The 22,450-nt window shown below is 56.7% G+C and carries 22 protein-coding genes and 1 tRNA gene; 10 read left to right on the top strand and 13 right to left on the bottom strand.

The window, feature by feature from the left end:
- Positions 1-26: 26 nt before the first annotated feature.
- The 7 genes from pstC to IEX04_RS13835 all read left to right on the top strand — a co-directional run bounded on the left by pstC (position 27) and on the right by IEX04_RS13835 (position 7,047).
- Positions 27-962, top strand: a complete 936-nt coding sequence (gene pstC / locus IEX04_RS13865; RefSeq protein WP_188686393.1) for a phosphate ABC transporter permease subunit PstC — start codon at positions 27-29, stop codon at positions 960-962.
- Positions 962-2,095, top strand: coding sequence for a phosphate ABC transporter permease PstA (gene pstA, locus IEX04_RS13860; protein WP_382343979.1), 1,134 nt, complete (start codon positions 962-964; stop codon positions 2,093-2,095). The genes pstC and pstA overlap by 1 nt, the downstream gene beginning before the upstream one ends.
- Positions 2,096-2,143: 48 nt before the next feature.
- Positions 2,144-2,923, top strand: a complete 780-nt coding sequence (pstB, locus tag IEX04_RS13855; RefSeq protein WP_105677655.1) for a phosphate ABC transporter ATP-binding protein PstB — start codon at positions 2,144-2,146, stop codon at positions 2,921-2,923.
- A gap of 200 nt (positions 2,924-3,123) precedes the next feature.
- Positions 3,124-3,588 carry a hypothetical protein gene (locus IEX04_RS13850; protein ID WP_188686391.1) on the top strand — a complete coding sequence of 155 codons (465 nt, stop codon included), beginning with the start codon at positions 3,124-3,126 and terminating at the stop codon, positions 3,586-3,588.
- The gene (gene relB, locus IEX04_RS13845; RefSeq protein ID WP_188686390.1) at positions 3,588-3,785 is read left to right on the top strand and encodes a type II toxin-antitoxin system RelB family anti-toxin; all 198 of its coding nucleotides are present in this window, start codon (positions 3,588-3,590) and stop codon (positions 3,783-3,785) included. Before IEX04_RS13850 ends, relB begins: the two co-directional genes overlap by 1 nt.
- Positions 3,786-3,873: 88 nt before the next feature.
- The gene (fdhD, locus tag IEX04_RS13840; RefSeq protein ID WP_188686388.1) at positions 3,874-4,707 is read left to right on the top strand and encodes a formate dehydrogenase accessory sulfurtransferase FdhD; all 834 of its coding nucleotides are present in this window, start codon (positions 3,874-3,876) and stop codon (positions 4,705-4,707) included.
- Positions 4,708-4,725: 18 nt separating this feature from the next.
- Positions 4,726-7,047 (top strand): FdhF/YdeP family oxidoreductase, encoded by a 2,322-nt coding sequence (locus tag IEX04_RS13835; RefSeq protein ID WP_188686386.1) that lies wholly within the window; start codon positions 4,726-4,728, stop codon positions 7,045-7,047.
- Here the strand turns inward: IEX04_RS13835 and IEX04_RS13830 are convergent.
- The 5 genes from IEX04_RS13830 to IEX04_RS13810 all read right to left on the bottom strand — a co-directional run bounded on the left by IEX04_RS13830 (position 7,044) and on the right by IEX04_RS13810 (position 12,241).
- The gene (locus IEX04_RS13830; RefSeq protein WP_188686384.1) at positions 7,044-8,063 is read right to left on the bottom strand and encodes an inorganic phosphate transporter; all 1,020 of its coding nucleotides are present in this window, start codon (positions 8,061-8,063) and stop codon (positions 7,044-7,046) included. The two genes, IEX04_RS13835 and IEX04_RS13830, sit on opposite strands and share 4 nt — an antisense overlap.
- 6 nt (positions 8,064-8,069) lie before the next feature.
- Positions 8,070-8,684, bottom strand: a complete 615-nt coding sequence (locus IEX04_RS13825) for a hypothetical protein (RefSeq protein ID WP_188686381.1) — start codon at positions 8,682-8,684, stop codon at positions 8,070-8,072.
- A gap of 230 nt (positions 8,685-8,914) precedes the next feature.
- Positions 8,915-10,138 (bottom strand): MFS transporter, encoded by a 1,224-nt coding sequence (locus tag IEX04_RS13820; RefSeq protein ID WP_188686379.1) that lies wholly within the window; start codon positions 10,136-10,138, stop codon positions 8,915-8,917.
- A gap of 119 nt (positions 10,139-10,257) precedes the next feature.
- Positions 10,258-11,490, bottom strand: coding sequence for a glutaminase (locus IEX04_RS13815; protein ID WP_188686376.1), 1,233 nt, complete (start codon positions 11,488-11,490; stop codon positions 10,258-10,260).
- 85 nt (positions 11,491-11,575) lie between these two features.
- Complete coding sequence (locus IEX04_RS13810; RefSeq protein ID WP_188686373.1) at positions 11,576-12,241, bottom strand: hypothetical protein; 666 nt, start codon at positions 12,239-12,241, stop codon at positions 11,576-11,578.
- A gap of 225 nt (positions 12,242-12,466) precedes the next feature.
- Between IEX04_RS13810 and IEX04_RS13805 the strand changes: the two genes are divergently transcribed.
- Positions 12,467-12,542 (top strand) — tRNA-Lys (locus IEX04_RS13805).
- A gap of 83 nt (positions 12,543-12,625) precedes the next feature.
- Here IEX04_RS13805 and IEX04_RS13800 read toward each other — a convergent pair.
- The 8 genes from IEX04_RS13800 to IEX04_RS13765 form a co-directional block, all read right to left on the bottom strand.
- Positions 12,626-13,120, bottom strand: coding sequence for a hypothetical protein (locus IEX04_RS13800; RefSeq protein ID WP_096256818.1), 495 nt, complete (start codon positions 13,118-13,120; stop codon positions 12,626-12,628).
- A 116-nt stretch (positions 13,121-13,236) separates the two neighbouring features.
- Positions 13,237-13,827 (bottom strand): dienelactone hydrolase family protein, encoded by a 591-nt coding sequence (locus tag IEX04_RS13795; RefSeq protein ID WP_188686370.1) that lies wholly within the window; start codon positions 13,825-13,827, stop codon positions 13,237-13,239.
- Between the two features lie 19 nt (positions 13,828-13,846).
- Complete coding sequence (locus IEX04_RS13790) at positions 13,847-14,098, bottom strand: hypothetical protein (protein ID WP_096256816.1); 252 nt, start codon at positions 14,096-14,098, stop codon at positions 13,847-13,849.
- A 72-nt stretch (positions 14,099-14,170) separates the two neighbouring features.
- Positions 14,171-15,778: an ABC-F family ATP-binding cassette domain-containing protein gene (locus IEX04_RS13785; protein ID WP_188686368.1), complete on the bottom strand. Its 1,608-nt coding sequence runs from the start codon at positions 15,776-15,778 to the stop codon at positions 14,171-14,173.
- A 501-nt stretch (positions 15,779-16,279) separates the two neighbouring features.
- Positions 16,280-17,098 carry a CPBP family intramembrane glutamic endopeptidase gene (locus IEX04_RS13780; protein WP_096256813.1) on the bottom strand — a complete coding sequence of 273 codons (819 nt, stop codon included), beginning with the start codon at positions 17,096-17,098 and terminating at the stop codon, positions 16,280-16,282.
- Positions 17,099-17,200: 102 nt separating this feature from the next.
- Positions 17,201-17,902 (bottom strand): demethylmenaquinone methyltransferase, encoded by a 702-nt coding sequence (locus tag IEX04_RS13775; RefSeq protein WP_188686365.1) that lies wholly within the window; start codon positions 17,900-17,902, stop codon positions 17,201-17,203.
- 58 nt (positions 17,903-17,960) lie between these two features.
- A complete protein-coding gene (locus IEX04_RS13770) occupies positions 17,961-18,932 on the bottom strand; it encodes an SRPBCC family protein (RefSeq protein ID WP_188686363.1) in 972 nt (323 codons plus the stop codon).
- An 11-nt stretch (positions 18,933-18,943) separates the two neighbouring features.
- Positions 18,944-19,282, bottom strand: coding sequence for an ArsR/SmtB family transcription factor (locus IEX04_RS13765; protein WP_096256810.1), 339 nt, complete (start codon positions 19,280-19,282; stop codon positions 18,944-18,946).
- A gap of 295 nt (positions 19,283-19,577) precedes the next feature.
- Here IEX04_RS13765 and IEX04_RS13760 point away from each other — a divergent pair, with 295 nt between their 5' ends.
- Both IEX04_RS13760 and adh read left to right on the top strand, forming a co-directional pair.
- Positions 19,578-20,798, top strand: a complete 1,221-nt coding sequence (locus tag IEX04_RS13760; protein ID WP_188686360.1) for a GAF domain-containing protein — start codon at positions 19,578-19,580, stop codon at positions 20,796-20,798.
- Positions 20,799-20,907: 109 nt separating this feature from the next.
- The gene (gene adh, locus IEX04_RS13755; RefSeq protein ID WP_188686356.1) at positions 20,908-22,431 is read left to right on the top strand and encodes an aldehyde dehydrogenase; all 1,524 of its coding nucleotides are present in this window, start codon (positions 20,908-20,910) and stop codon (positions 22,429-22,431) included.
- Positions 22,432-22,450: the final 19 nt, after the last annotated feature.

The following is a 22,450-nucleotide window of genomic DNA, read 5'->3' as shown; positions in this document are numbered from 1 at the left end:
ACCCCCTCCTTGTAAAGGCTCCTGCCATGACGACTAATGCTTTGAAGAGCAAGTCATCGACCTCGGGTCAAGCGGGCGACAAGATCTTCTCCGGCACCGCATTGGCTGCCGGCGTGCTGATCCTAGTCACGCTGTTCGCCGTTGCGATCTTCTTGCTCATCCAGGCCCTGCCGACGTTTGTCGCCGACCCGGCCGACATTTCCGGCGGCGAAGGCTTCTTCGCCTACATCTGGCCGATTGTTATCGGTACCGTGATCGCTGCGGCGATCGCGCTCCTGATTGCCACCCCGGTAGGTATCGGTGTGGCCCTGTTTATTTCGCACTTTGCTCCACGTAAGGTCGCCGGCCCACTGGGCTACGTCATCGACCTGCTAGCCGCGATCCCTTCGGTGATCTACGGCGCGTGGGGTTATATGGTGCTCGCCCCGGCGCTGGTTCCAATCTTTGAATGGTTGGCAGCAAACCTGGGCTTCATCCCAATCTTCGCCGGTCCTGCCTCGCAGACCGGTAAAACCATGTTTACCGCAGGCATTGTGCTCGCGGTGATGGTCTTGCCGATCATCACCTCGCTGAGCCGTGAAATATTCTTGCAAACCCCTAAGCTCCATGAGGAAGCCGCGCTGGCGTTGGGTGCTACGCGCTGGGAAATGATCGCTATGGCGGTTATCCCCTTTGCGCGTCCGGGCATCATCTCGGCGGTCATGCTGGGTCTGGGCCGTGCACTGGGTGAAACCATGGCAGTGGCTCTGGTGCTGTCCACCGGCAACCTGATCCCATCATTGATCAAATCCGGCAACCAGACAATCGCCGCGGAAATCGCGCTGAACTTCCCCGAGGCATTCGGGTTGCGTCTGGCAGAACTGATCGCCGCCGGCCTGGTGCTGTTCATGATCACGCTGATCGTGAACATGATCGCCCGTGGCATCATCGCCCGCCACAAGGAATTCTCGGGAGCTAACTGATGAGTGTCATGACTAGCAATAAGCACTCGGCCACGCCGACCCCGCCAAGCCGCAAACGCAACTCCTTGTCCAAGGGCAAGCTTCCACGTTGGGCCGTGCCAGCTACCGCTGCCGGTGCGATTATCATCGGTGCGGCGCTATCCACGCTGACCGGGTTCAGTGTGGCAACCTTCGCGATTTACTCTGCGGTACTTTTTGTTATCGCCGCGACCGTGCTGACCTCGGCGGTTGAGGGCAAGCGCCAAGGGCGCAACGCGATGTGGACCTACCTGATCTACGGCTCCTTCTTGTTGGCGCTGATCCCGCTGGCCTCGGTACTGTACACGGTGCTGGAAAAGGGACTACCGGGAATGAGCAGTCACTTCCTGTTCACTTCCATGAACGGGGTGACCGGTGCGGTTGATAATCAGACCGTAGCCGATGGAACCCCGGTTCTCGGCGGCGCCTACCACGCGCTGATGGGCACGTTGCTGATTACCCTCTGGGCTACGGTCATCTCGGTTCCGGTGGGCATGCTCACCGCGATCTACCTGGTCGAATACGGTAAGAACGGTCCGCTGTCCAAGGCGATCACCTTCTTCGTAGACGTAATGACGGGTATCCCATCCATCGTTGCCGGTTTGTTTGCCGCCGCCTTCTTCGGGTTGATCCTTGGTCCTAACGCCCGCATGGGTATCGTCGCCGCGGTCGCGTTGAGCGTGCTGATGATTCCTACGGTGGTGCGTTCCACCGAGGAAATGCTCAAGATTGTTCCTAACGAATTGCGTGAGGCCGCCTACGCCTTGGGCGTGCGCCGCTGGCGCACCATTTTGAAGGTAGTCATCCCGACCGCGATCTCCGGTATCGCTTCGGGTGTCACCTTGGCGATTGCCCGTGTGATCGGTGAAACCGCGCCAATTCTGGTGACCGCCGGTATCGCAAGCCAGATCAACACGAACGTGTTCGCAAACTGGATGTCCACGCTGCCGACCTTTATCTACTACCAGATTCTCACTCCGACCAGCCCGACAAATATTGACCCGTCGGTACAGCGCGCATGGGCTGCGGCCCTGCTGCTGATCCTGATGGTGATGGCACTGAACCTCGGTGCCCGCTTGATCGCTTCGCTGTTCGCCCCGAAGAAGGGCCGTTGAGCCTAAGGCTCCGGCACTTATCCACACTAGATTTCCAAGGAATACACCATGGCAAAACGCATTGACGTCAACGCGCTGAACGTCTACTACTCCAAGTTCCTCGCCGTTGAAGATATCTCGATCAACATCGAACCAAAGTCGGTCACCGCATTCATCGGCCCCTCGGGCTGCGGCAAGTCCACCTTCCTGCGCACGCTGAACCGGATGCACGAAGTGATCCCCGGCGGCCGCGTCGAGGGTGAAGTATTGCTGGACGGGGATGACCTGTATGGTCCGGGCGTTGACCCGGTGACCGTGCGTAGCCAGATTGGCATGGTTTTCCAGCGTCCGAACCCGTTCCCCACCATGTCCATCAAGGACAACGTGCTGGCGGGTGTGAAGCTCAACGGTAAAAAGATCTCCCGCTCGGATGCCGACTCCCTAGTGGAGAAGTCCTTGCGCGGTGCAAACCTGTGGAATGAAGTTAAGGACCGCCTGGATAAGCCAGGCTCGGGCCTTTCCGGCGGCCAGCAGCAGCGCCTGTGCATCGCCCGCACCATTGCGGTGAAGCCGGACGTCATCTTGATGGATGAGCCGTGCTCGGCCCTGGACCCAATCTCCACACTTGCCATCGAAGACTTGATCAACGAGCTTAAGAGCGACTACACCGTGGTGATCGTGACTCACAATATGCAGCAAGCCGCACGCGTGTCCGATAAGACCGCGTTCTTCAACATTGCCGGCACCGGCAAGCCAGGCAAGCTCATCGAGTACAACGACACCGCAGCCATCTTCTCCAACCCGGAGCAGAAGGCCACCGAAGATTACGTCTCAGGACGCTTCGGATAAAGATTTCGGATGCCGCCCCTATTGCGATGGGGCGGTAGACGAACCGGAAGGGGGGTCTTCCGGGGATCCTGGAGGGGATCACCGCCAGCGGCGCCATGCGAAAGCACGGCGCCGCTGGTTTTTAAACTTCTTTGTAAAGGTCGCTTGACTGTAAAGCTCCCTTGTCTGTAAAGTTTGGTTTACATTACGAGGAGGATGTTGTGAACACGGAACAAGAAACCAAAGCCCGTTGGGGACGCTCGCGCTTCGGTGGCAGCCAGGCAACGCTGATCAGCGTTTCACTGCTTGCCGGCGCAGTGCTTTCAATAGCCGCAGGCCTGCTCTTCGCCACGTTAAACTTTCCGGGAAACTTTGTCCTAGCAACGCTCATCATGGCTGCCGGACTACTGCCGGTACTCTCGGTCGGCTGCTGGGCCCTGCTGCTAGATCGCTCCACCTTACGTGGTGCTACCAAGAATCCTGAGATCTCAGTGGAATCCCAATGGTATGACAAGGCTGCGGTGGGCGTCTTTCAAGATGTCTTGCTCGTCTGCGGTCTGGGTGCCGCGGTCCTTTCGTTTATCGAAGTCCAGGCCTCGATAGGTTTAATCTTGGCTGGCGTGGTGGGGTTGGCGATGGCCGACTTCGGCGTGCGCTACTGGCTGATCAAGCGAGCTGAAGGATAGTGGAAAACAACCTTCCTGATCACCGTAAAGCGCGGGGACTGTCCCAGCAGGCGCTCGCCGACGCACTGGGGGTCTCGCGCCAGACGATCATTTCCTTGGAGAAGGGACGCTATGATCCCTCACTGCCGCTGGCGTTTAAACTCAGCGCGCTCTTTGGATGCCAAATAGAGGACCTTTTTCAGCCTGAAGCCGAATAATTAATAAGGTCACAAGTGCCCGCGGCACTAGGATTCTGGGATACGTTGTTAAGTGACTCGGAGCACTTGCAAGAATAGGAAAACCGCGATGGGACGCAAAATATTGCGACGGCGCATTATCCGCGCCACGTTGGGCGGTAGTAGCTTCGTGCGCGAAGAAAAACTGGCAGGTGAAGAACCACTGGAGATCCGTTTTGGCTCCACTGCCTTTACTACCTCGATGCGCACCCCGGGAGATGACTTTGATCTCGTGGCAGGCTTTTTGCATGCCGAGGGAATCATTGCCCGCGCCGAACAGCTGACCTCGATGCGCTACTGCTCAGGAACTGACGAGGACGGCAATCAGACCTATAACGTGATTGAAGCGCAGCTGGGCTTCGGCGCACAGGTTCCGGATCTGTCGGCCGCCCGCAACGTGGTGACAAGTTCGGCCTGTGGGATCTGCGGGACCAACTCGATCGATGAGGTGCACAAGAAGTCCAACTACGTGCTGAACCCCGACGACGGGCAGGTTCAGCTCGAGGCACTGCTAAAAATGCCGGACACACTGCGTGACGCGCAGCGGCTCTTTGATTCCACCGGTGGAGTCCACGCAGCAGGACTGTTTAACACCGACGGGGAACTGTTGATACTGCGCGAAGACGTGGGACGGCATAACGCCGTGGACAAGGTCATCGGAGCAGCCCTGCGGGCAAACGACCTGCCGCTTCGACAGAGCATCTTGCAGGTCTCCGGTAGAGCATCATTCGAATTGGTACAGAAGGCCGCCATGGCGGGAATACCGGTACTTAGCGCGGTCAGTGCGCCTTCCTCCTTAGCCGTAGAGCTAGCGGATGAATGTGGTCTCACCATAGCTGGATTCTCCCGCGGGCAAAGCATCAACTTATACACTCATGCACAACGCATATTAGGCACCAAGTAGCTCAGGCGGAGGAACACCATGCATCGTCCAGCACCCAAAGATGACATCAACGAAGATGACCTCAAGGTCGGTGAACCGAAACATAGCGCCGCCGGCCTAAAAGCCGTGATGGTCTCCATGGAACGCGGATTTTCGGAAGCCGGACCGAGCCGAACCTTGCGTTCTATGCTGCGGATCAACCAGCGCGGTGGGTTCGACTGCCCGGGCTGCGCCTGGCCCGAATCGATTACCGGTGCCCGCAAGCCTGCAGAATTCTGCGAAAACGGCGCCAAGGCCGTGGCCGAAGAAGCCAGCGCCCGCACCGTCACCCCGCAATGGTGGGAACAACACCCAATCAGTGTGCTGCGCGATAAAACCGAATACTGGCTAGGTTCCCAGGGCCGCATCACCGCGCCAATGATCATCCGACCGGGGGACACCCACTACAAACCAATCAGCTGGGCGGAGGCGTTCGCCACCATCGGGGAACACGTTAACGCCAGCACCCCGGATAAGTGTGTCTTCTACACCTCGGGACGCACCGCCAACGAGACTGCGTTCATGTACCAGCTCCTCGCCCGCTCGCTGGGAACCAACAACCTGCCAGACTGCTCAAATATGTGTCACGAGTCCTCGGGGTCGGCGCTGAACCCCACCATTGGAATCGGCAAGGGCACAGTGTCGCTCGAAGACTTTGACCACGCCGAACTGATCTTCGTCGTGGGGCAAAACCCAGGAACCAACCACCCTCGGATGCTGTCCGCACTGGCTGACGCGCGCAAGCGCGGAGCCAAGATCGTGGCGGTCAACCCTCTGCCCGAGGCCGGATTCTTCGGTTTCAAAGACCCGCAGACAGTCGGCGGTATGCTCGGCAAGTCCAGCGAGATCAGCAGCCACTTCCTGCAGATCAAGGTTGGCGGCGACCTAGCACTGTTCCAGGCATTTGGGCATCTCTTGCTAGCTGAGGAAGAGAAGAACCCCGGAACCGTAGTGGACCAGGCGTTCATCAACGAAGTCACCGACGGTTTTGCGGCCTACAAGAGCGCTCGCGCCGAAATTGACTGGGATGCCACCGAGGAAGCCACCGGACTGACGCGCACACAGATCACCGAAGTTGCTAGATTGCTCATTGAATCCAAGGCCTCCATCTTTTGCTGGGCGCTGGGGCTAACCCAGCAACCGCACTCGGTGCCCACGCTCAAGGAGATCATCAATCTGCTGTTATTGCAGGGAAACTTCGGCAAGCCGGGCGCCGGTGCGTGCCCCGTCCGTGGACACTCCAATGTGCAAGGTGACCGCACCATGGGGATCTGGGAGAAACCAACCGAGCAGCTACTTGAGGCCCTGGACGCAGAGTTTGGCATCGATTCACCTCGTGCTCATGGCTATGATTCCACCGAAGCCTTAGATGCGTTTGAAAACAATGACGTGGACGTGTTCGTCTCCATGGGTGGCAACTTTGCCCTGGCCAACTCGGAAACCGAGTTACTGGAAGCAGGAATGCAGCGGGCCAAGCTGACCGTGCATATCTCCACCAAACCAAACCGCTCTCACGTGGTGCACGGACAGACCTCATTGATTCTGCCCACCCTTGGCCGCACCGACAAAGATGATAAGCACCCTAAGGGTGCTCAGTTCTTGTCCGTGGAGGACTCGATGTCGGTGATCCACTCGACCCAGGGGCGGCTCACCCCAGTCTCCGAGCACCTACTAGCCGAACCTGTCATCGTGGCACGCATGGCCCAGGCCATCTTGGGTGATGACCATGTCATCGACTGGCGTGCCATGGCCGATGACTATGACGTGGTCCGTGACCATATCGCACGAGTCTTGCCCGGTTTTGAAGACTTTAACCGGCGGGTTCGAGAACGCAACGGCTTTGTATTGCCGAACGCACCACGTGACTCACGTTCTTTCGCCACGGATATCGGCAAGGGCCGGTTCACGGTCTCACCATTTGAAGCGCTCAAGCCCCCAGCCGGTCACCTGATCTTGCAGACCATGCGCAGTCACGACCAATACAACACCACGTTCTACGGGCTTGATGACCGCTACCGCGGCATTAAAGACGGGCGGCGAGTGATCCTCATCCACCCTGACGATCTGCAAGAAATGGGCTTTGCAGACCGCGATCTGGTGGATGTGATTTCGACCTTCGGTGGTACCGAGCGTCGGGCGAACCGTTTCAGGCTGGTGTCCTACCCTACGGCGAAGGGCTGTGCTGCTGCCTACTTCCCGGAAGCTAACGCGTTAGTACACCGAGGTTTGGTGGCTCGCGAGTCCAATACTCCGGGCTTCAAGGCAATGAGCGTGCGTTTTGTTCCGCACACCCAGCAACCTGGCGCGACGCTAGATAGTTAACCCACCGGGTCCATGGCAAGGGCTAAGACCGCTGCGGCCAAAATGCAAACGACCGGAGTGAGCAGCCAATGTCCAAACACTTTGACTACGCGGTACCAGACAACCGATTCGAAGGGCTGGTTAGCGCCGGCGCCCACAATCGAACTGGTCACCGCCTGAGTGGTGGATAGCGGCAGGTGCAACACCAGCGACCCGACGTAAAGCATGGTGGCCGCGACCCCCTGTGCGACCATGCCGCGCAGGGGATCAAAGTTCACCAAGCGACGCGAGAGCGTGTACGTGATTCGCCAGCCGCCAAGGAGCACACCGAAGGACAACGCGCTGGCAGCCACCAGCTGAATGGCCACTGCTACCGGCCCAGGATCCATCAGCCCACCGGTAATGAGCACCAGGGTGATCGTTGCTCCGGTGCGTTGGCCGTCCTGCAAACCCAGTCCCAGGGCTACGGCACAGGCGGCGATGGCCTGTCCGGCGCGCGAACGGGCGTTTACGTCTCTTGAGGTATCGTGGCGCATCAACCAGGTAGCCGGAACTACCAGCAAAAATGAGGCGAAGTAGGCGATGAGCGGAGTGATAAGCAAGGGCAGCAGTACCGAGCCAGTGAACAACTGGACTGCACCGCCAAGTGAATCATTGCCGAGCCAAGAGTTAGCCGCCCCAGCACCAACTAATGCAGACATCAAAGCATGAGTGGACGAAACCGGGATGCCACGCCACCAGCACAGTATCAACCATGCTCCGGCGGCTAACAACGCGGCAATGAGCAGCTTCATCCCCACGGTACCCTCGGGCAATTGCAGGTTGAGTCGGCTGATCAGCACGGTACTCAGGGTGGTGGTTGCCATGGTGCCCACAAAAGCGAAAAATGCGGCGACAACCACTGCGACCGCTGGGCGTAATGCCCTGGTGCGTACGGCAGCTGCGACCGCGGTGGAAGAGTCCCTGAAACCATTGAGTACCGCGTAACCCAGGGTCAAGGCGATAGCAATGATGGTGAATAAGGGCAGTAAGTCCATCGGATTCTAGGATTCCTTGACCAGCACGCGGCCGAGGTGGTCGGAGAACTGCCGCAGGGTATTGGCGGTCAGCAGCAAATGGTCCGCTACACGCTGATGCTTATGGATCGTGGATGCCTTGGAGAAATTTGAAATCTCATCGATCCAGACCAAGTGAGTCCGGGCCGCGCGTTTGGAGTACTGCATCATCTGCAGCCAATTATCTTCCAAATCATCAAGCTTGTTCAAGGTTCGAACCGAGTGTGCGGCGAGTTCGGCGAGCTGTGAAATTAGTTCTAGCTGCTCTGCAGCGCGCTCGGAAAGCGGAGTGGAACCTAAGGTGTTGATCAGTTCGCCAATGCCGCGCAGGTGCTCCATGGTTTCGTGAAGCAGGCGGGAAAACGTGTACATATCTTCACGCGGCAGTGGGCTGATGTAGCTGGTGCGCAGATGCGTGAGCAAGGCGTGGAGCAAGTCCGAGGCTTGAGCTTCCGCATTGGCAAGCTCCTTGAGCTGTACTGCCCGACCGTCCGGATTGCCGATCATCTCGGAGACACTTGCCACCGAGTTACGGATTGTGCTCGCAAGCTCACTGAGCAATTCAATGCCACGTGTGGCTGAAGGAAAGATTTGGAACTTCACGTTGTTCGGCGCACCATTCGTCTTAGGCCATCGTTTTGGTACTGACGCTGAACAGTTTACGTCGCGAAGGTTAACGACGAAACGTTAGTGATGCCGGACCGGGAACGCCTCTCGGCGGAAGGCCGCTCGAAGCGGCAGAATATTGGAGCCCGGGGTTACCAGCGGCCCGGCACCGTCTACTAGTTTTCTCGTACTAAGCGCTTGCTGTCAACCACATCTGGTGACTGGTGCTAATTCTCACGTTCTTTACGCAAGGACTTCTCGACACCACTGACACATAACAGTCCGCAACAGAACCAAATGGCGCCCGCCGGTCCCGTGCCCACAGCCACCGTACTGGCCGCAATAGGCAGGAGCACCTGTCCTAGTCTGTTTCCCATCAAACGGACCGCTAAGGCCGCTCCACGGTCCTGCGCGGGCACTGAGGTGGACACCATGGTCATCGTCACCGGTTGTCCCATGCCTAGGAAGAAACCGCCCACGATTAGAGCTAAAGCCGCTAACCAAAGTACGTCGATGAACAGTGGGGCAAGCGCAATGGAGATTCCGGCGGCAAACAGGCTGGTGAGCAACATTGACTCACGGGAGAAGTGAGTCGAAATCCATGGCAGGAAGAGCCTGGAAATAACCGAAGCGCCGCCGCGCAGGGCCAGTAAAACACCCACCACGGCTGGGGCGACGCCATGTTTTTCGGCGACCAAGGGCAAGAAAGCGGTGAGAATATCGATGATTGAAAGCAATGCCAGCGAAGCGAGCATGTGCGAAGGAATCGATTTGATGCGCAGGATCGAAATGATTGATGCTTCGGATTTGGGGGCCGCTGCAGCCGCTGCGCTCTTAGACAGCCGAGGCTGAAGATTTGGCAAGAGCAAGGGGATGGCTAGCAAGGCGCAGCCGGCACCGATCCATAAGGAAAGAGAGATGTCGGCAACACGTTCGGGAGAATCAGCAGAGGAAGTGGTCCCAAGGATGGCTCCGGCAATCAGCGGACCGAGGAATTGTCCCGCGGCGTACGCCGCGGTGAACCAACCGAAACCCCTATCGAGCTGGTCATCGGGGAAATACCGTGCGATAGATGACTGACCACCAATGGTGAACAGTAAATGGCCCATACCTAGTACGGCGCTGGCAATGGCAACCATGGCAAAGCCATTGGCTGCCGCGACACCTAAGGAACCTAACCCCATGAGTCCTGCTCCGGCGAGCATCAAAAAACGAATCTTTGGAATACGTGAACTAATGCGCCCAAGCCATACAGCAGTGACCATCGGTAACAGTGCGAAAGCAGCGGTAGTGACACCAACGGTTACCGGGCCAGCATCTAGGGAAATCAGTTTGTATGTGGTGACCGGTCGAACCAAGTTGAGCGTGGTTTGCGACAACAGTGCGGTAGCGATCAAAATAAGTAACCACCGAAGTGTTCCAGAAGCCGAATTGTTTGCTTCCGCGCCCACTGTGCCTGCTTTCTTTTGGTGCTGCTCTCCAAGCTCAAGTTTAGGGGCTTTTGGGCGAGCGGATGTCACCGGCACTCTCTGGCGCACGTGTACGACTAACTGATTAGCGAACTCGCACGTTAGGGAGTTTCTGGAAAGGTTCCATCACCCAAGTCGGGATTGGCCAAGGACTGAAGCGGGTCATGGAGAAAAATCCTGCGGCCTTCATTACGCAGCCGGCGCAGGGCTTCAAGCACCATGCGCCGGGCAACATTGGTGAAGGAATGCACACGAGAAATATCTAAATGAACTGCACCGTCAAAGTCTGATTCCGAGAGCAGATCCAGTAATTCTGCGGCCGCGGTGAATCGTACGTTGCCTTGGAGGTAGAAAATCTCTCGGTTCCCTTCGAGATTGACCCCAACGACATCAAGGCGACCGTGGCTCGGTGCGAAGAGGTGCATATCCATATCTGTGGAGAGCCGCTCGAAGGCCCGGCGTGATCGCTGGCTATTACCGTGAGAATCTAAACGGGGTGAGAATGCCGCGATGCCCACCTGGTCAGGCAAGACACCAACGAGTCCGCCGGAAACTCCGCTTTTGGCAGGAATTCCCACCCGCGTGAGCCAATCTCCTGCCCCGTCGTACATGCCGGCTACCGCCATGACCGACATAACCTGACGTGCAGTATTCTCATCGATAATCTTCTCGTGCGTGACCGGTTGCACTCCGCCATTGGCCAGGGTGGCGGCCATCATGGACAAGTCATTGACCGTCACCAAGATGGAGCATTGCTTGGTGTAGCCGGAGACCACTTCGTGCGCGTCATCGGCGAGTATTCCGTAATTCCGAAGCATATGCGCCATGGAGAAATTGTGGTCAGCCGTAATCAGTTCCGAACGATAGACGTCTTCATCAATCTGTAATTCGCGCCCGGCAAGAGAAGAAAACATGTCCAGGACACGTTGGACCCTGGCCTCGCCCGTAGCGTCTTGACCGACAAGCAGCGAATGCGCGGCTATGGCGCCGGCATTGATCATCGGATTCTTGGGACGGTTGGTGCCGTCTTCCAGAGACAGCTCGTTAAATGCTTCACCTGAAGGCTCAACGCCGATTGATTCCAGAACGCGGTCTAGCCCGCGGTCAATGATGGCTGCCGCGTACGCAAAGGGCTTGGAAATGGACTGAATGCTAAACGGCGTATCGGTATCGCCGGCGCAGTAAGTGCTGCCGGTAGCCGTCGTGACCGACAGCGCAAATGGCGCCGGGTCAGCGTTGGCCAGTTCCGGAATGTACTGGGCAGTTTCGCCGGAAGTATCTTCACGCAGAGTGTCGAGGACTTCATGTAGGTAATCGGGAACTGGAGTCTGCATACTTACCGATCTCTAGTGCTAAGACATGGTTTGTTTCCAACCTAACCGCTGGAGCCCAAGATGTCTTGTGTGGCGCAAGTCGTGATCAGTCCAATAGATCCTGGCGCCACAACCTTGCGCAGGCTTCGAGGTCTTCGGCGGTGTTCACCATTGACTTAGCCCGCGCGGTCAGCTTTGTGCCCCGAGTTTCATTGGCCAAGTCCGCGGCATCTGCATGCTCGGTCATGCCAAGGGCTAGCACCCTGCAGTAGGCGGCCGTGCGCTCCAGGGCATGGGCGAAGTCGCCATCGAAGGCGCCGGTGAGGATAGAAGTTGCCATGTTTTTAAGTTCTTCGGCCGTGGGCGGCTCGGCAACGCCCGCTACCAGACGTTCAACTTCTGCGCGATGAGCACCGGCACGAAAACGTGCTGACATGGTCTCGGCGTTATCAAGCGTCGCCGTGCGTACGGCGTAAAGACGCCACAGTGCTCCAGGAAGCGAACGTGCCGGAGCTGCGGACCAAAGCTCTGCAAGAACCTCTAGTCCTTCGGTCTCTGCGACCTGGACCAATCTGTTTGAAATGTCAGGGTCCTCGTTGGCAATACCTTTACGCACAAAAGCCTGAGCCGAAAGGTGAGCTGCTTCAGAGATGCGAGCAGGATCGGCGCCGCCCTCATAAGGATTAAAATCCTGCGGAGCGAATGGACGTGGTTTGTGATGGCGAAATCCGGAGACCTGACCAACTGTGGAACCTGCGCGTGCACCTTTCATGGCTTCGAGACTACTCGCATTTAGCTCACTCTGCTCCACTATGGCGAGTGAATCTGGGCACTAGAACAAAGTGGATGACGTTGCAAAATACTCATATTTCACAGGGCTCAGGCACTCATTATTTCGACGTTTACGCGGTACTGGATGTGGCCGCGACACTGCCAAATTTCACTCGATTAAACATGAAACGATACTTCGGGTATTATGGACTTTGGCTTAGGCCGTGCGCCTTTAGCTCAGTTGGTAGAGCACTGGACTTTTAATCCATTGGTCGCGGGTTCGAACCCCGCAGGGCGCACCATATAAGAATCCCATTACCCTTGATTGACTAGGGGTGATGGGATTCTTCTTTTATTTGAGCCCGGCACTGCGGCGAATTGATCCTCACCAGCTTTCGATATCGTTTATTTCTCGAATTAGCCGAAACGGGTTGTCGTAGTAAACGATTCTGCTTGACCGTGTACCGCCTCGAATCGCGGGAGTTAGTGTGTAATAGTCACCGTCCCAAGCTAGCTCCGTGGGTTGGTCGACCGAGCGCTCATCCCAATCCTTGGGAATAGATGGAGTGTAGATCCACAGTTCTGCGTCGTCATCGTCAGAAGCATTGGTGATGGACTTCCAACCCCGGCGATCGGCAAGAATGTCTGTAGGCGTGGCGTAGAGAAAAGTCGAAAGCAGTCCCGTTTTGTCCGGAACAATCTTCTGCACGCAGCGTATAGCCGCTTCCAATTCTATGGTCCCATCGGCTTCGCAGAGCTTATCGATGGCCTGACTGAACCGGTGCTGACGAAAAGTGGCTCGATCCTTTATTTCGAGTCGTTCTCTTTCGCGGTGACGTTGCTGCGCGCTACGCGAATGTCGTTTTTTACTGACAGACATGGTCTGCTCCTCAGAGCTGAGAGAGGTGGTGTTAGTCAGCTCAGCCTAGGAGTACCTCAAAGAATCTGGGGTCACTTAGCAAAATATGTGGATAACCAGTTCGGCATGCGCCTGCTTTAGGCGAAAGGTTCCAAAAATTTGATCACTCGTTCCATGACCACAGCGCGCGCTTCAGGATCATGGGAACGCAGTGAGGAGTCGGTGAACAGGTGTTTGTTGCCCGGATAGGTAAACAGCTGTGCGAGCTCATATCCTTCGCCTTCGACGAAGCGTTGAGCAGCTTCTAAATCGCCTTCCTTGGCGAAAAATGGGTCTTCATCCATGCCATGAAGTTGTACCGGGACGTTTTCGGGCCATGGGCCGAAGCTCCAGTCTGCTTCTACGTCCACGAAGGATTCTAAGAGGACCGCTGCGAGAGCCCCTGGCCGTTGCTGGGCGCACTGTTGCGCCAGAGCGGCACCCCATGAGCTGCCGATATAAACCAATTCCTCGGGAAGCTTCGAGAAAAACTTGTCGACGCGCTCCTGGATTTTATCTTCGCCTAGCTTGTTGGCCATGCGAATTCCGGCGTCGATATCTTTAGGAAGCTTTCCTGCAAACAGGTCCAAAGTGTGTACGCTGTGGCCAGCTGCGCGTAATTCGGCGGCCATAGCTTGAACTCCGGGGGTGAGCCCCTGGACGTGGTGGAAAAGAACTATCGTGGCCATGGATTACTCCTCGTAGTTGCTAGCGTTCGTCGACTAGATTCTCGATGCGCTGAGGCAGGTGCTCGATTGCCAGATCCCAGCCGGGCATTTGGCTATTAATTTCTACGCTGTAGCCCTCGGTGAGCATGAACTCGGCGCAGGTTAGTGCTTCGTGGCCGGAGCCTGTTTCATAAATGAAGGCACGTCGAATGTCGGTCCAGAGCAGGGTTGCAGACTGATCGATAACCAGGCCGGTAGTGACTACTTCGACGGTGCGCTGGGGGTAGGACATGTTCAACTTGCTTTCGGGGTCCTCGGCGGTGTGCTTTGATCTAGTGTAAACCGGCAACACACCGCCATCGGGTTAGCAAACCGCTGTGGGGTAGGACTTCGTCAAGGATCCATCTGCCCTCAGCTCCAATAAGTAATCAAGTCCCAGCTGGTTCAAGAACTTTTGGTCGTGGCTGACTACCAGCAACGCGCCACGGTAGGCCCCTAACGCCTCACAGAGTTGACGCACACTATCGATATCCAAATTATTTGTTGGTTCATCAAGGATCAGCAACTGAGCCGTGGGCTCAGCCAAGAGTAGCGAACCTAAATAGACGCGGAAACGCTCTCCGCCGGACAATGCAGATAATGGGCGGTCTGCATTAGTGCCACGCAATAACAACCTCGCGAGCATATTTCGAATCTGCCCCGATGTGGCTGAGGGCGCTACCTGACCAATATTCTCGACCGCACTGCGGCTTTCGTCGAGGCCCACTAAACGCTGCGGCAAGTACCCAACGCGTTCGAGGAAAAGCTTGCCCGAGAGTTCAGCCTCGGACGGTTCGGTGCTCAGTAGTTGGTTTAGCAAGGTGGTTTTACCCGAACCGTTGGGTCCAGTAAGAGCCACCCGCTCGGGACCTTGGATGATGTGGTGTCCGCTAGGGTAGCTAAACTGAGCTACTTGTTTGCTGGCGGGAAGTTTTGGATCTGGCAACTCCACATTGATGTGCTCCTCCGATCTGACACGAATTTCAGCCTGCTCAAGTTTGCTCTGCGCCTGCTCTACCTTTCCGTCCAGATTCGAACGCATTTTTCCCGCATTCGCCTCGGACTTTTGCCGCAGGTGATTGGCCAGGATTTTCGGCAGCCCACCACCTAACTGTTCAGCTCGCCCCTTGCGTTTGGCGCGGGCGAGTTTTGTTTCGGCTTCTACCCGTTGACGCTTTTCTACCTTCAGCGAAGCATTCGCCGTTTTAGCGGCCTGTTCGGCAGCGTGCTGCTCGGTAGCCAGCTGTTCGCGGTACACGCTGTACGGTCCTCCGAAAAGACGTAGTTTTCCCGCATACAGCTCTACCGTGTGGTCCATAAGTTCCAGAAGCTCGATGTCATGACTGACTACGATTATTGTTCCCTTCCATGAACGCACGAGTCCATAGAGCAATTCTCTAGTCGGTGCGTCGAGATTATTCGTTGGCTCATCGAGCAGCGTTATTGGTAAGGCCGCTAGGCGCAGACCGATTACTGCCAGCAACATTGCTTCCCCTCCGGAAAGTGTGCTGATCTGACGTTCGAGGCTTAGAGTTTCCAGCCCCAGTGGACTAAGTTCGGCTTCCAGTCGGGCTTCGAGATCCCAATTGTCGCCGACGGCGTCAAAATCCGAGGGGTCTATACTTCCGGATTCGATAGCTTTCAAGGCACGGTAAGTGCTATCAATTCCTAACAGCTCGGCCACGGTGGTGTCCTGGTGCAGGGTGAGAGTTTGTGGCAGATAGGCGAGATCGCTAGAGACTTCCACGGATCCGGCAGTGGGCGTCAACCGGCCAGCAATGAGCTGCAAGAGAATCGACTTTCCACTGCCGTTGATGCCGGTCAGGCCAGTGCGCCCGGATGGGAAGACACCTTCAAGATCGGTCACGGCACGCTCGCCGGTAGGCCAGCAGAAACTGAGGTTGTGTAGTTTTATTGGTGGAGTCAAAGGCATATTTGGTCCTCCCACGGGTGTGAAGAGGCTGCCGAACCTGGGGACCGCGAAGTTGGCTCAACCCCTGGGGGAACCAACAAAAAAGGGATACCGAAGCCGGTAGCCAAAATGAACGATGTGCACCGAAGTGCGGTGCGAGGTCATTGGCGAGCTTAGCGGGTATCCATGTATTTGAGTGTAACAGGGGGTGGCTTGTGAATTCGTTGAATATGCGACGCTAGGGAACTCGATGTCCGTAACGTGCGTCCGCAAGGCGATGGCGAAGCTTCCGCAAGACCCGAACTCTTCGGGTGAGAATCCTTGTCAGTTGCTACGTGCGAACCAATGTAATGGTTTTTGACCATTAGAATATCCTTCGCCCGCGTACATCAGATGCTTGCTGTGAATGGAACGGGTCACGGGTCAGAAAAAGTCCTACTTATAGCGGAGAATCGCGCTACCGTCGGATATTTTACTTTTTCACAAGCCACCCCTAACAGCGCAGCGTGAGCGGTTGAGCAGTCAGTACAAGAAAATTGGAAGCCATGCTGGATTGTGGGCATGGACCAGCGCGAGAAACAGCACGAAGTCGAAGATTAGGTGCACCGAGATGACGTAGGTCAGTGACTTGGTCAGTTTGAAGGTGTAGCCCTGCAATAGCGCAAAGGGGAAAGTGAGTAGAGGACCCCAAGATTGGTAGCCGATCTCCCATAAGAACGAGGAGAAGATCACCGCCTGCAAAAGATTCGCTAGCCAGTCAGGGAAGTGCTGGCGCAATAACGTGAAGGTGGTGCAGATGAAGAATAGCTCGTCCCAGATCCCTACGGAGTTAACGCCGAGGAAGAGTCGCCAGAAGATGGTTGGATCCGAGGCATCTGGCCAATTCTGGTAAACGCCGGTACTTATCAAATACACCGGCAGAATGAAGTAGCCCAAGGCTACGACGCCCAGTAGATAAAGTTTGGCAACTAATGGCCATTTACGTCCGGTATTCACCGGAAATTTGATGATCTTTTCGCGGTATACGAATCTCGATACCAGCCAGGGAACCACTACGGCCAGTGCCAGCGCGCCGCCCATCAGTGCCATATGTCCCAAGCTTAAGTCGGCGTTTAACGGGACCAAGCTGATGATGGCCAGCCCTGCGGCTATGAGCGCCAGGTGGCATGCGAGCCTGCGGTCGATAAAGGCAGCCGTAAGCAGGCTCAACACAAGCAGACCATAGCCCAACAGATCGTTTTCAACGCCGAAAAGTAGCACGCCGGATACCGCGAGTAAGGCCGCTGGCAGTAGTTTCCAACTCAGGGCGGTGCGTGGTGCTTCACTAGCGAGCAGGCTCATGCACCCAAGCATGCCAGCAACACAAACGAAAAAACATCGTTAAAAACTTTCGGTTCGCATCCAGCGTTGGATGCGAACCGAAAGATCAATTCTGCGGAAGGGCTACTTCCAAGCGCGGTGTACGGCGACAATGCCGCCGGTCAGGTTACGGAACTCGACGTTCTTCCAACCGACGTTGATGAACTTCTGTCCTAGGTCTTGCTGGTTTGGCCAGGCAGCGATGGACTCAGCCAGGTAGGCGTAGGCCGTCGGGTTTGGCGAAACGATGTATCCCAAGGCTGGGATCACGCGAGGCAAGAACTGCTTGTAAGCCTGCTTGATCGGAGTCATTGTGGGGGTGGAGAACTCTGCCACCACAATGCGACCGCCCGGCTTGGTCACGCGGTGCATCTCCGACAGAGCCTTCTCGGTGTCGGAGATGTTGCGCAGTCCGTAGGAGATGGTGACCGCGTCAAAGGAGTTGTCCTCGAATGGCAGATCGGTACCGTCGCCGTAGACGAATTCAAGCTGCGGGTAGCGCTTGCGACCCTCGGCGAGCATGCCGTGGGACATATCGCAAGCGGTCACCTTGGCGCCGACCTTGGCCAGCGGCACCGAGGAAGTTCCGGTACCCGCGGCAAGGTCAAGAATGCGCTCGCCGGGCTTCGGTGCGATCGCCTCGGTGGTGATCTTGCGCCAGTAGTTCACAATGCCGCCGGTCATCAAGGTGTTGAGCAAGTCATAACGTGGCGCCAACTTGTCGAACATGTCCTGAACCTGGGTGGCCTGCTTATCCAGGCCTGCGCGTGAATTGTGGGAAGTCATGCTTCCAAGTGTTTCATATTTGCGCGCGCCCGCGTGCCGGATGTGGGGCGAATCGCGCTTAGAGCAGCGATTCGAGCCGTGCGTAGCTGGCCTCCATCCCGTTAGTCATTCCGGTGGCTAGCACCATGTCTCTGGTCTGGGCATCCGGATAGGTGATGACGATGGACAGTAGCGTACCCGCGGTAGTTTCGGTGAACGTTGATTCGTTGATGGTTGCTGGGTAGTCGGTGTCGATCATTTGCTCGGTGGTCCGTTCGTAGGACTGCGGCAACTGTTCTAGCAGTGTGCCGGTGAAACCGAACCACTGCTCCGCGGTGCCGGATTCCGGTTCCCAGTGGTAACGGTAGCTGTCGCCAACAGCCTCGGGTGGGGCACATTCAGTCATTCTCCAGCCGTCGGGGCCGAGCAGCCAGCGTTTCATAAGCTGTGCATCGTGGTGCGCCAGCCACACCTGTTCGCGGGTTCCTCGGATAATCCGGCTGACGCGAACCTGGGTATCGGAGAGGAGCTGGGCCTCGGTGGTGAAATTCTTTGAGTAGTCACGCAGATCGCTGAGCACCTGTTCGATCTGGCTCATAGCCGAACGAGTCCCATCGATCATGCCCATGGCTACAACTTGTTCTAAGGCCTCCATGGAATCGAAGTTTGAAGTGATGGTCAGCTTGCTTCCCGAATCTTGCGGGTCAAAGGAAAAGGTGGTGCGCGTGGTGGGCAACTCGGTGTTCGGGGAGCCATCGGAATGCGCGAAACCGTCGGTGACTTCGAAGAACTTCTGCTCGACGATTTCGTTCCAGTCCCAGTAGCCGTGGAACTCTTCTCCTTCGGGAGAGGTCATATGGTAATTGGTGCGACCACCTGACACTGCATCGTGCCGGGTGAAAGTCGCGGGGTACTCAACCGGTCCCCAGAACTTTTCAATCTGGCGCGGATCGAGGTAGGCGTCCCAGAGACGGGAAACCTTCACGCCAAACTCGGCGTGTACCGTGAGCGTGAGGGCTTGGGCATCTTGGATAACTGAAGTGACGGGCATGAGATTACTCCTTAAGTTGCCTCGTCGGCGAGGAAATCGTCGAGCCGGTTGATGCGCTGGCGCCAGATTTCTTCGAGGGATGAAAGTAACTGCTGGGCGTGCCGGATCGTGTCCGGCTGACCTCGAACAATACGTTCGCGGCCACGTGCGATTTTGCTGACCAGACCAGCGGACTCCAAAAATGCCACATGCTTCTGGACTGCGGCAAAAGACATGTCGTAGTCGGCGGCCAGTGTGGAAATACTGACCTCGGCGTGCAAGGTTCGCGCCACGATGTCTCTTCGTGTGGCGTCTGCCAAGGCGCGGAAGACCTTGTTTGTCTGTTCTTCGCTCAATTCATATACAACCATTTGGTTGTACGATACTCTCAACGACGAAGAAATGGAAAGGGATCAAGGATGAAATTCTAAGAAATGACCTTGGTGAACTTATCCCTAAATGTTGGCAATTTATAGGTGACTTATCTATTTGTTTTAATGGGTTTAGACGTAGCAGGCTCAACCTCGGATAGGACCCTGTTTGTGGGGGCAAGGCCCCTGAAAGTGAACCCGTATGTTGAGAAGAAGATAGCTCTTCTCAAGTCCCACGTAGTCGCCTAGGCTGGTGAGCACTGCAGAAATCCAGGTTGCTGGATAGAGGAGAGTTATGGGCGAGTCCGCCATAGATTGGTCCGGCGCATCGCGTCGCGCCCAGCACGCGCATGAGCTTTTGGAGACGCGAGAGGCAGGGGTGGCAGAACTTCCACTGCGAAGTGATGTGCGTGAATCATGGAAGCGCTCGCTGGCATCTCTCACTGCCGTTCAAGTCCCCTCAGTGCTCAGTGATGATCATCTGAGGCTTGCTCGCGAACGTAGTGAGCTGCAGCGGATTTGGCCGGTTTTTGAAAAACTCTTGGTTCCCGCAGCAACTGACGCCAACCTCTTAGTCGCATTGGCTGACACCGGCGGCACCTTGTTGTGGGTCGCAGGCAGCAATGGCGCCCTGACTCAAGCGGAAGGCGTAGGCTTCATGGCCGGCGCCGACTGGGCGGAAAGGACGGTTGGAACGTCTGCACCGGGAATGGCACTAGCCACCGGTGCTGGATCCCAAGTCTCAGGTGCGGAGCATCTTTACGAAAGAGCTCACCAATACAGCTGCTCCGCGGTTCCCATCCGAGATCCACGCACCGGGCAAGTAATAGGCGCAATTGATCTGACTGGCGGGCCAGATGCCATCGCAACGCATTCACTGCCGCTACTGCAAGCGGCGGTGATGGCTGCGGAAACTCAATTACTCCTGCCTGGCGCTGGAGTAGTGGCAGACCCGGACTATCTGGATCTTGGCCGCTCCGACGGTGCTCACCTAGGTTCCGTTCCGATCTCCCTGCGCCACGCTGAAATCCTGACGTTGCTAGCACAATATCGAGAAGGGCTGAATACGGCTCAACTTGTCGAGGAGCTATTCGAAAGGCCTGATGCGGCAGCAGAAGGCACCGCTCGAGCCGAAATCGTCAGGTTACGCAAAGTGCTTGGGACGGTCCCGGGGAGAACATTGACCTCGCGACCCTATCGATTGCAATGGGGTTTGCAAACAACAATTGGCCGGCTATGGAAGGCCTTGGAGGAAGGCGATCTCGGCGCTGCCTTGCAGATATATTCGCCAGGGATGCTCGCACGGTCGCAGGCTCCAGGAATCATACTGCTGCGCTACCGTGCCGAGGCGGCCTTGCGTGAAATGGTTCTGGATCGAGGCACCGCCCATCAGCTATTGAACTTGGGCCGCCAGCTGGCTGACTCGGATTTGTTGCGTGCGGCCTTGCGGGAACTGCCAGCTGATTCGCCGGCTCGTTCGCTGATCGTTGCCGAGGTTCAAGGGCTGGACGAATAGCGGACTTCAGCTGCAACCTACTTGCAACCTTTACGTGACTAGAGTCACATTCAAGGTTCCGCGGTGAAGACATCGTGGCCAGAATGACTGACTAAGGAGTCGTGCAGCAATGGGCGTTTATGCAAATCCAAACACCGATGGGGCATTGGTCAATTTTAAACCACGCTACGAGAACTACATTGGTGGCGAATGGGTTGCTCCGGTTAAGGGCATGTACTTTGAAAATGTCACCCCGGTAACCGGTAAGGTCTTCTGCGAAGTGGCGCGCTCCACTGCAGAAGACATCGAGGTAGCCCTGGATGCAGCCCACGCAGCTGCTCCAGCGTGGGGCAAGACTAGCCCGGCTGAACGCGCAGTCATCCTAAACAAGATTGCAGACCGCATCGAGGAAAACCTCGAAATGATGGCAGTGGCCGAAACCTGGGACAACGGCAAAGCCATTCGCGAGTGCATCAATGCCGATCTTCCTTTGGCAGTGGACCACTTCCGTTATTTCGCTGGCGCTATTCGCGCCCAAGAAGGAAGCCTTTCCCAGCTGGATGAAGATACCACCGCGTACCACTATCACGAACCACTGGGCGTAGTAGGCCAGATTATCCCTTGGAATTTCCCTATCCTGATGGCCGTGTGGAAGCTCGCGCCCGCCTTGGCAGCCGGTAACGCCATTGTGCTCAAGCCTGCAGAACAGACGCCTGTCTCGATCCTGGTACTCATGGAACTGATTGGTGACCTGCTGCCTGCCGGCGTCCTGAATGTCGTCAACGGCTTCGGTGTGGAGTGCGGCAAGCCGCTGGCCAGCAACAAGCGCATCCGCAAGATCGCATTCACTGGTGAGACCACCACCGGACGCTTGATCATGCAGTACGCCTCGGAAAATCTGATCCCGGTCACCCTCGAACTTGGTGGCAAGTCCCCGAATCTATTCTTCGAGGACATCGCAGATAAGGACGATGCCTTCTACGACAAGGCTCAAGAGGGCTTCACCATGTTCGCGCTAAATCAGGGTGAGGTTTGCACCTGCCCATCGCGTGCATTGATCCAGGAAAGTATCTACGACCGCTTCATGGGCGATGTCATCGCCCGTACCAAGGCCATCAAGCAGGGCCACCCGCTGGATACCGAAACCATGATGGGTGCCCAGGCATCCAACGACCAGCTCGAGAAGATCCTGTCTTACATGGATATCGGTAAGGCCGAAGGCGCCAAGGTGCTGCTCGGTGGAGGACGCGCGGACCTGGGCGGGGAACTGTCCGGTGGTTACTACGTGCAGCCAACCATCTTTGAAGGCACCAACGACATGCGCATCTTCCAAGAGGAGATCTTCGGTCCGGTGGTAGCGGTCGCCAAGTTCAAGGACTACGACGAAGCGATCACGATCGCCAATGACACCCTGTATGGATTGGGCTCGGGCGTCTGGAGCCGCAACGGCAACGTGGCCTACCGTGCAGGGCGCGCCATTCAGGCGGGTCGTGTGTGGGTCAACCAGTATCACGCCTACCCAGCTCACTCGGCTTTCGGTGGCTACAAGTCTTCGGGTATCGGGCGCGAGAACCACCTGATGATGCTGGACCACTACCAGCAGACCAAGAACCTGCTGGTTTCCTACTCGGAAGACAAGCTGGGCTTCTTCTAGGAGCAGTAGCTGCCACGAG

This window comes from Glutamicibacter ardleyensis (assembly GCF_014644555.1).
GTDB lineage: Bacteria > Actinomycetota > Actinomycetes > Actinomycetales > Micrococcaceae > Glutamicibacter > Glutamicibacter bergerei.
The sequence above is the reverse complement of the archived record's forward strand: the minus strand, read 5'-3'. Positions and strand labels throughout refer to the sequence as shown.

Coding starts and splice junctions, on each gene's coding strand:
- IEX04_RS13835 (WP_188686386.1), top strand. CDS start 4,726: ATGCATCGTCCAGCACCCAAAGATGACATCAACGAAGATGACCTCAAG.
- IEX04_RS13775 (WP_188686365.1), bottom strand. CDS start 17,902: ATGACTTCCCACAATTCACGCGCAGGCCTGGATAAGCAGGCCACCCAG.
- IEX04_RS13780 (WP_096256813.1), bottom strand. CDS start 17,098: ATGAGCCTGCTCGCTAGTGAAGCACCACGCACCGCCCTGAGTTGGAAA.
- IEX04_RS13790 (WP_096256816.1), bottom strand. CDS start 14,098: ATGTCCTACCCCCAGCGCACCGTCGAAGTAGTCACTACCGGCCTGGTT.
- pstA (WP_382343979.1), top strand. CDS start 962: ATGAGTGTCATGACTAGCAATAAGCACTCGGCCACGCCGACCCCGCCA.
- IEX04_RS13810 (WP_188686373.1), bottom strand. CDS start 12,241: ATGAAAGGTGCACGCGCAGGTTCCACAGTTGGTCAGGTCTCCGGATTT.
- IEX04_RS13785 (WP_188686368.1), bottom strand. CDS start 15,778: ATGCCTTTGACTCCACCAATAAAACTACACAACCTCAGTTTCTGCTGG.
- IEX04_RS13830 (WP_188686384.1), bottom strand. CDS start 8,063: ATGGACTTACTGCCCTTATTCACCATCATTGCTATCGCCTTGACCCTG.
- IEX04_RS13760 (WP_188686360.1), top strand. CDS start 19,578: ATGGGCGAGTCCGCCATAGATTGGTCCGGCGCATCGCGTCGCGCCCAG.
- IEX04_RS13795 (WP_188686370.1), bottom strand. CDS start 13,827: ATGGCCACGATAGTTCTTTTCCACCACGTCCAGGGGCTCACCCCCGGA.
- adh (WP_188686356.1), top strand. CDS start 20,908: ATGGGCGTTTATGCAAATCCAAACACCGATGGGGCATTGGTCAATTTT.
- fdhD (WP_188686388.1), top strand. CDS start 3,874: ATGGGACGCAAAATATTGCGACGGCGCATTATCCGCGCCACGTTGGGC.
- IEX04_RS13815 (WP_188686376.1), bottom strand. CDS start 11,490: ATGCAGACTCCAGTTCCCGATTACCTACATGAAGTCCTCGACACTCTG.
- pstB (WP_105677655.1), top strand. CDS start 2,144: ATGGCAAAACGCATTGACGTCAACGCGCTGAACGTCTACTACTCCAAG.
- IEX04_RS13765 (WP_096256810.1), bottom strand. CDS start 19,282: ATGGTTGTATATGAATTGAGCGAAGAACAGACAAACAAGGTCTTCCGC.
- IEX04_RS13770 (WP_188686363.1), bottom strand. CDS start 18,932: ATGCCCGTCACTTCAGTTATCCAAGATGCCCAAGCCCTCACGCTCACG.
- IEX04_RS13800 (WP_096256818.1), bottom strand. CDS start 13,120: ATGTCTGTCAGTAAAAAACGACATTCGCGTAGCGCGCAGCAACGTCAC.
- pstC (WP_188686393.1), top strand. CDS start 27: ATGACGACTAATGCTTTGAAGAGCAAGTCATCGACCTCGGGTCAAGCG.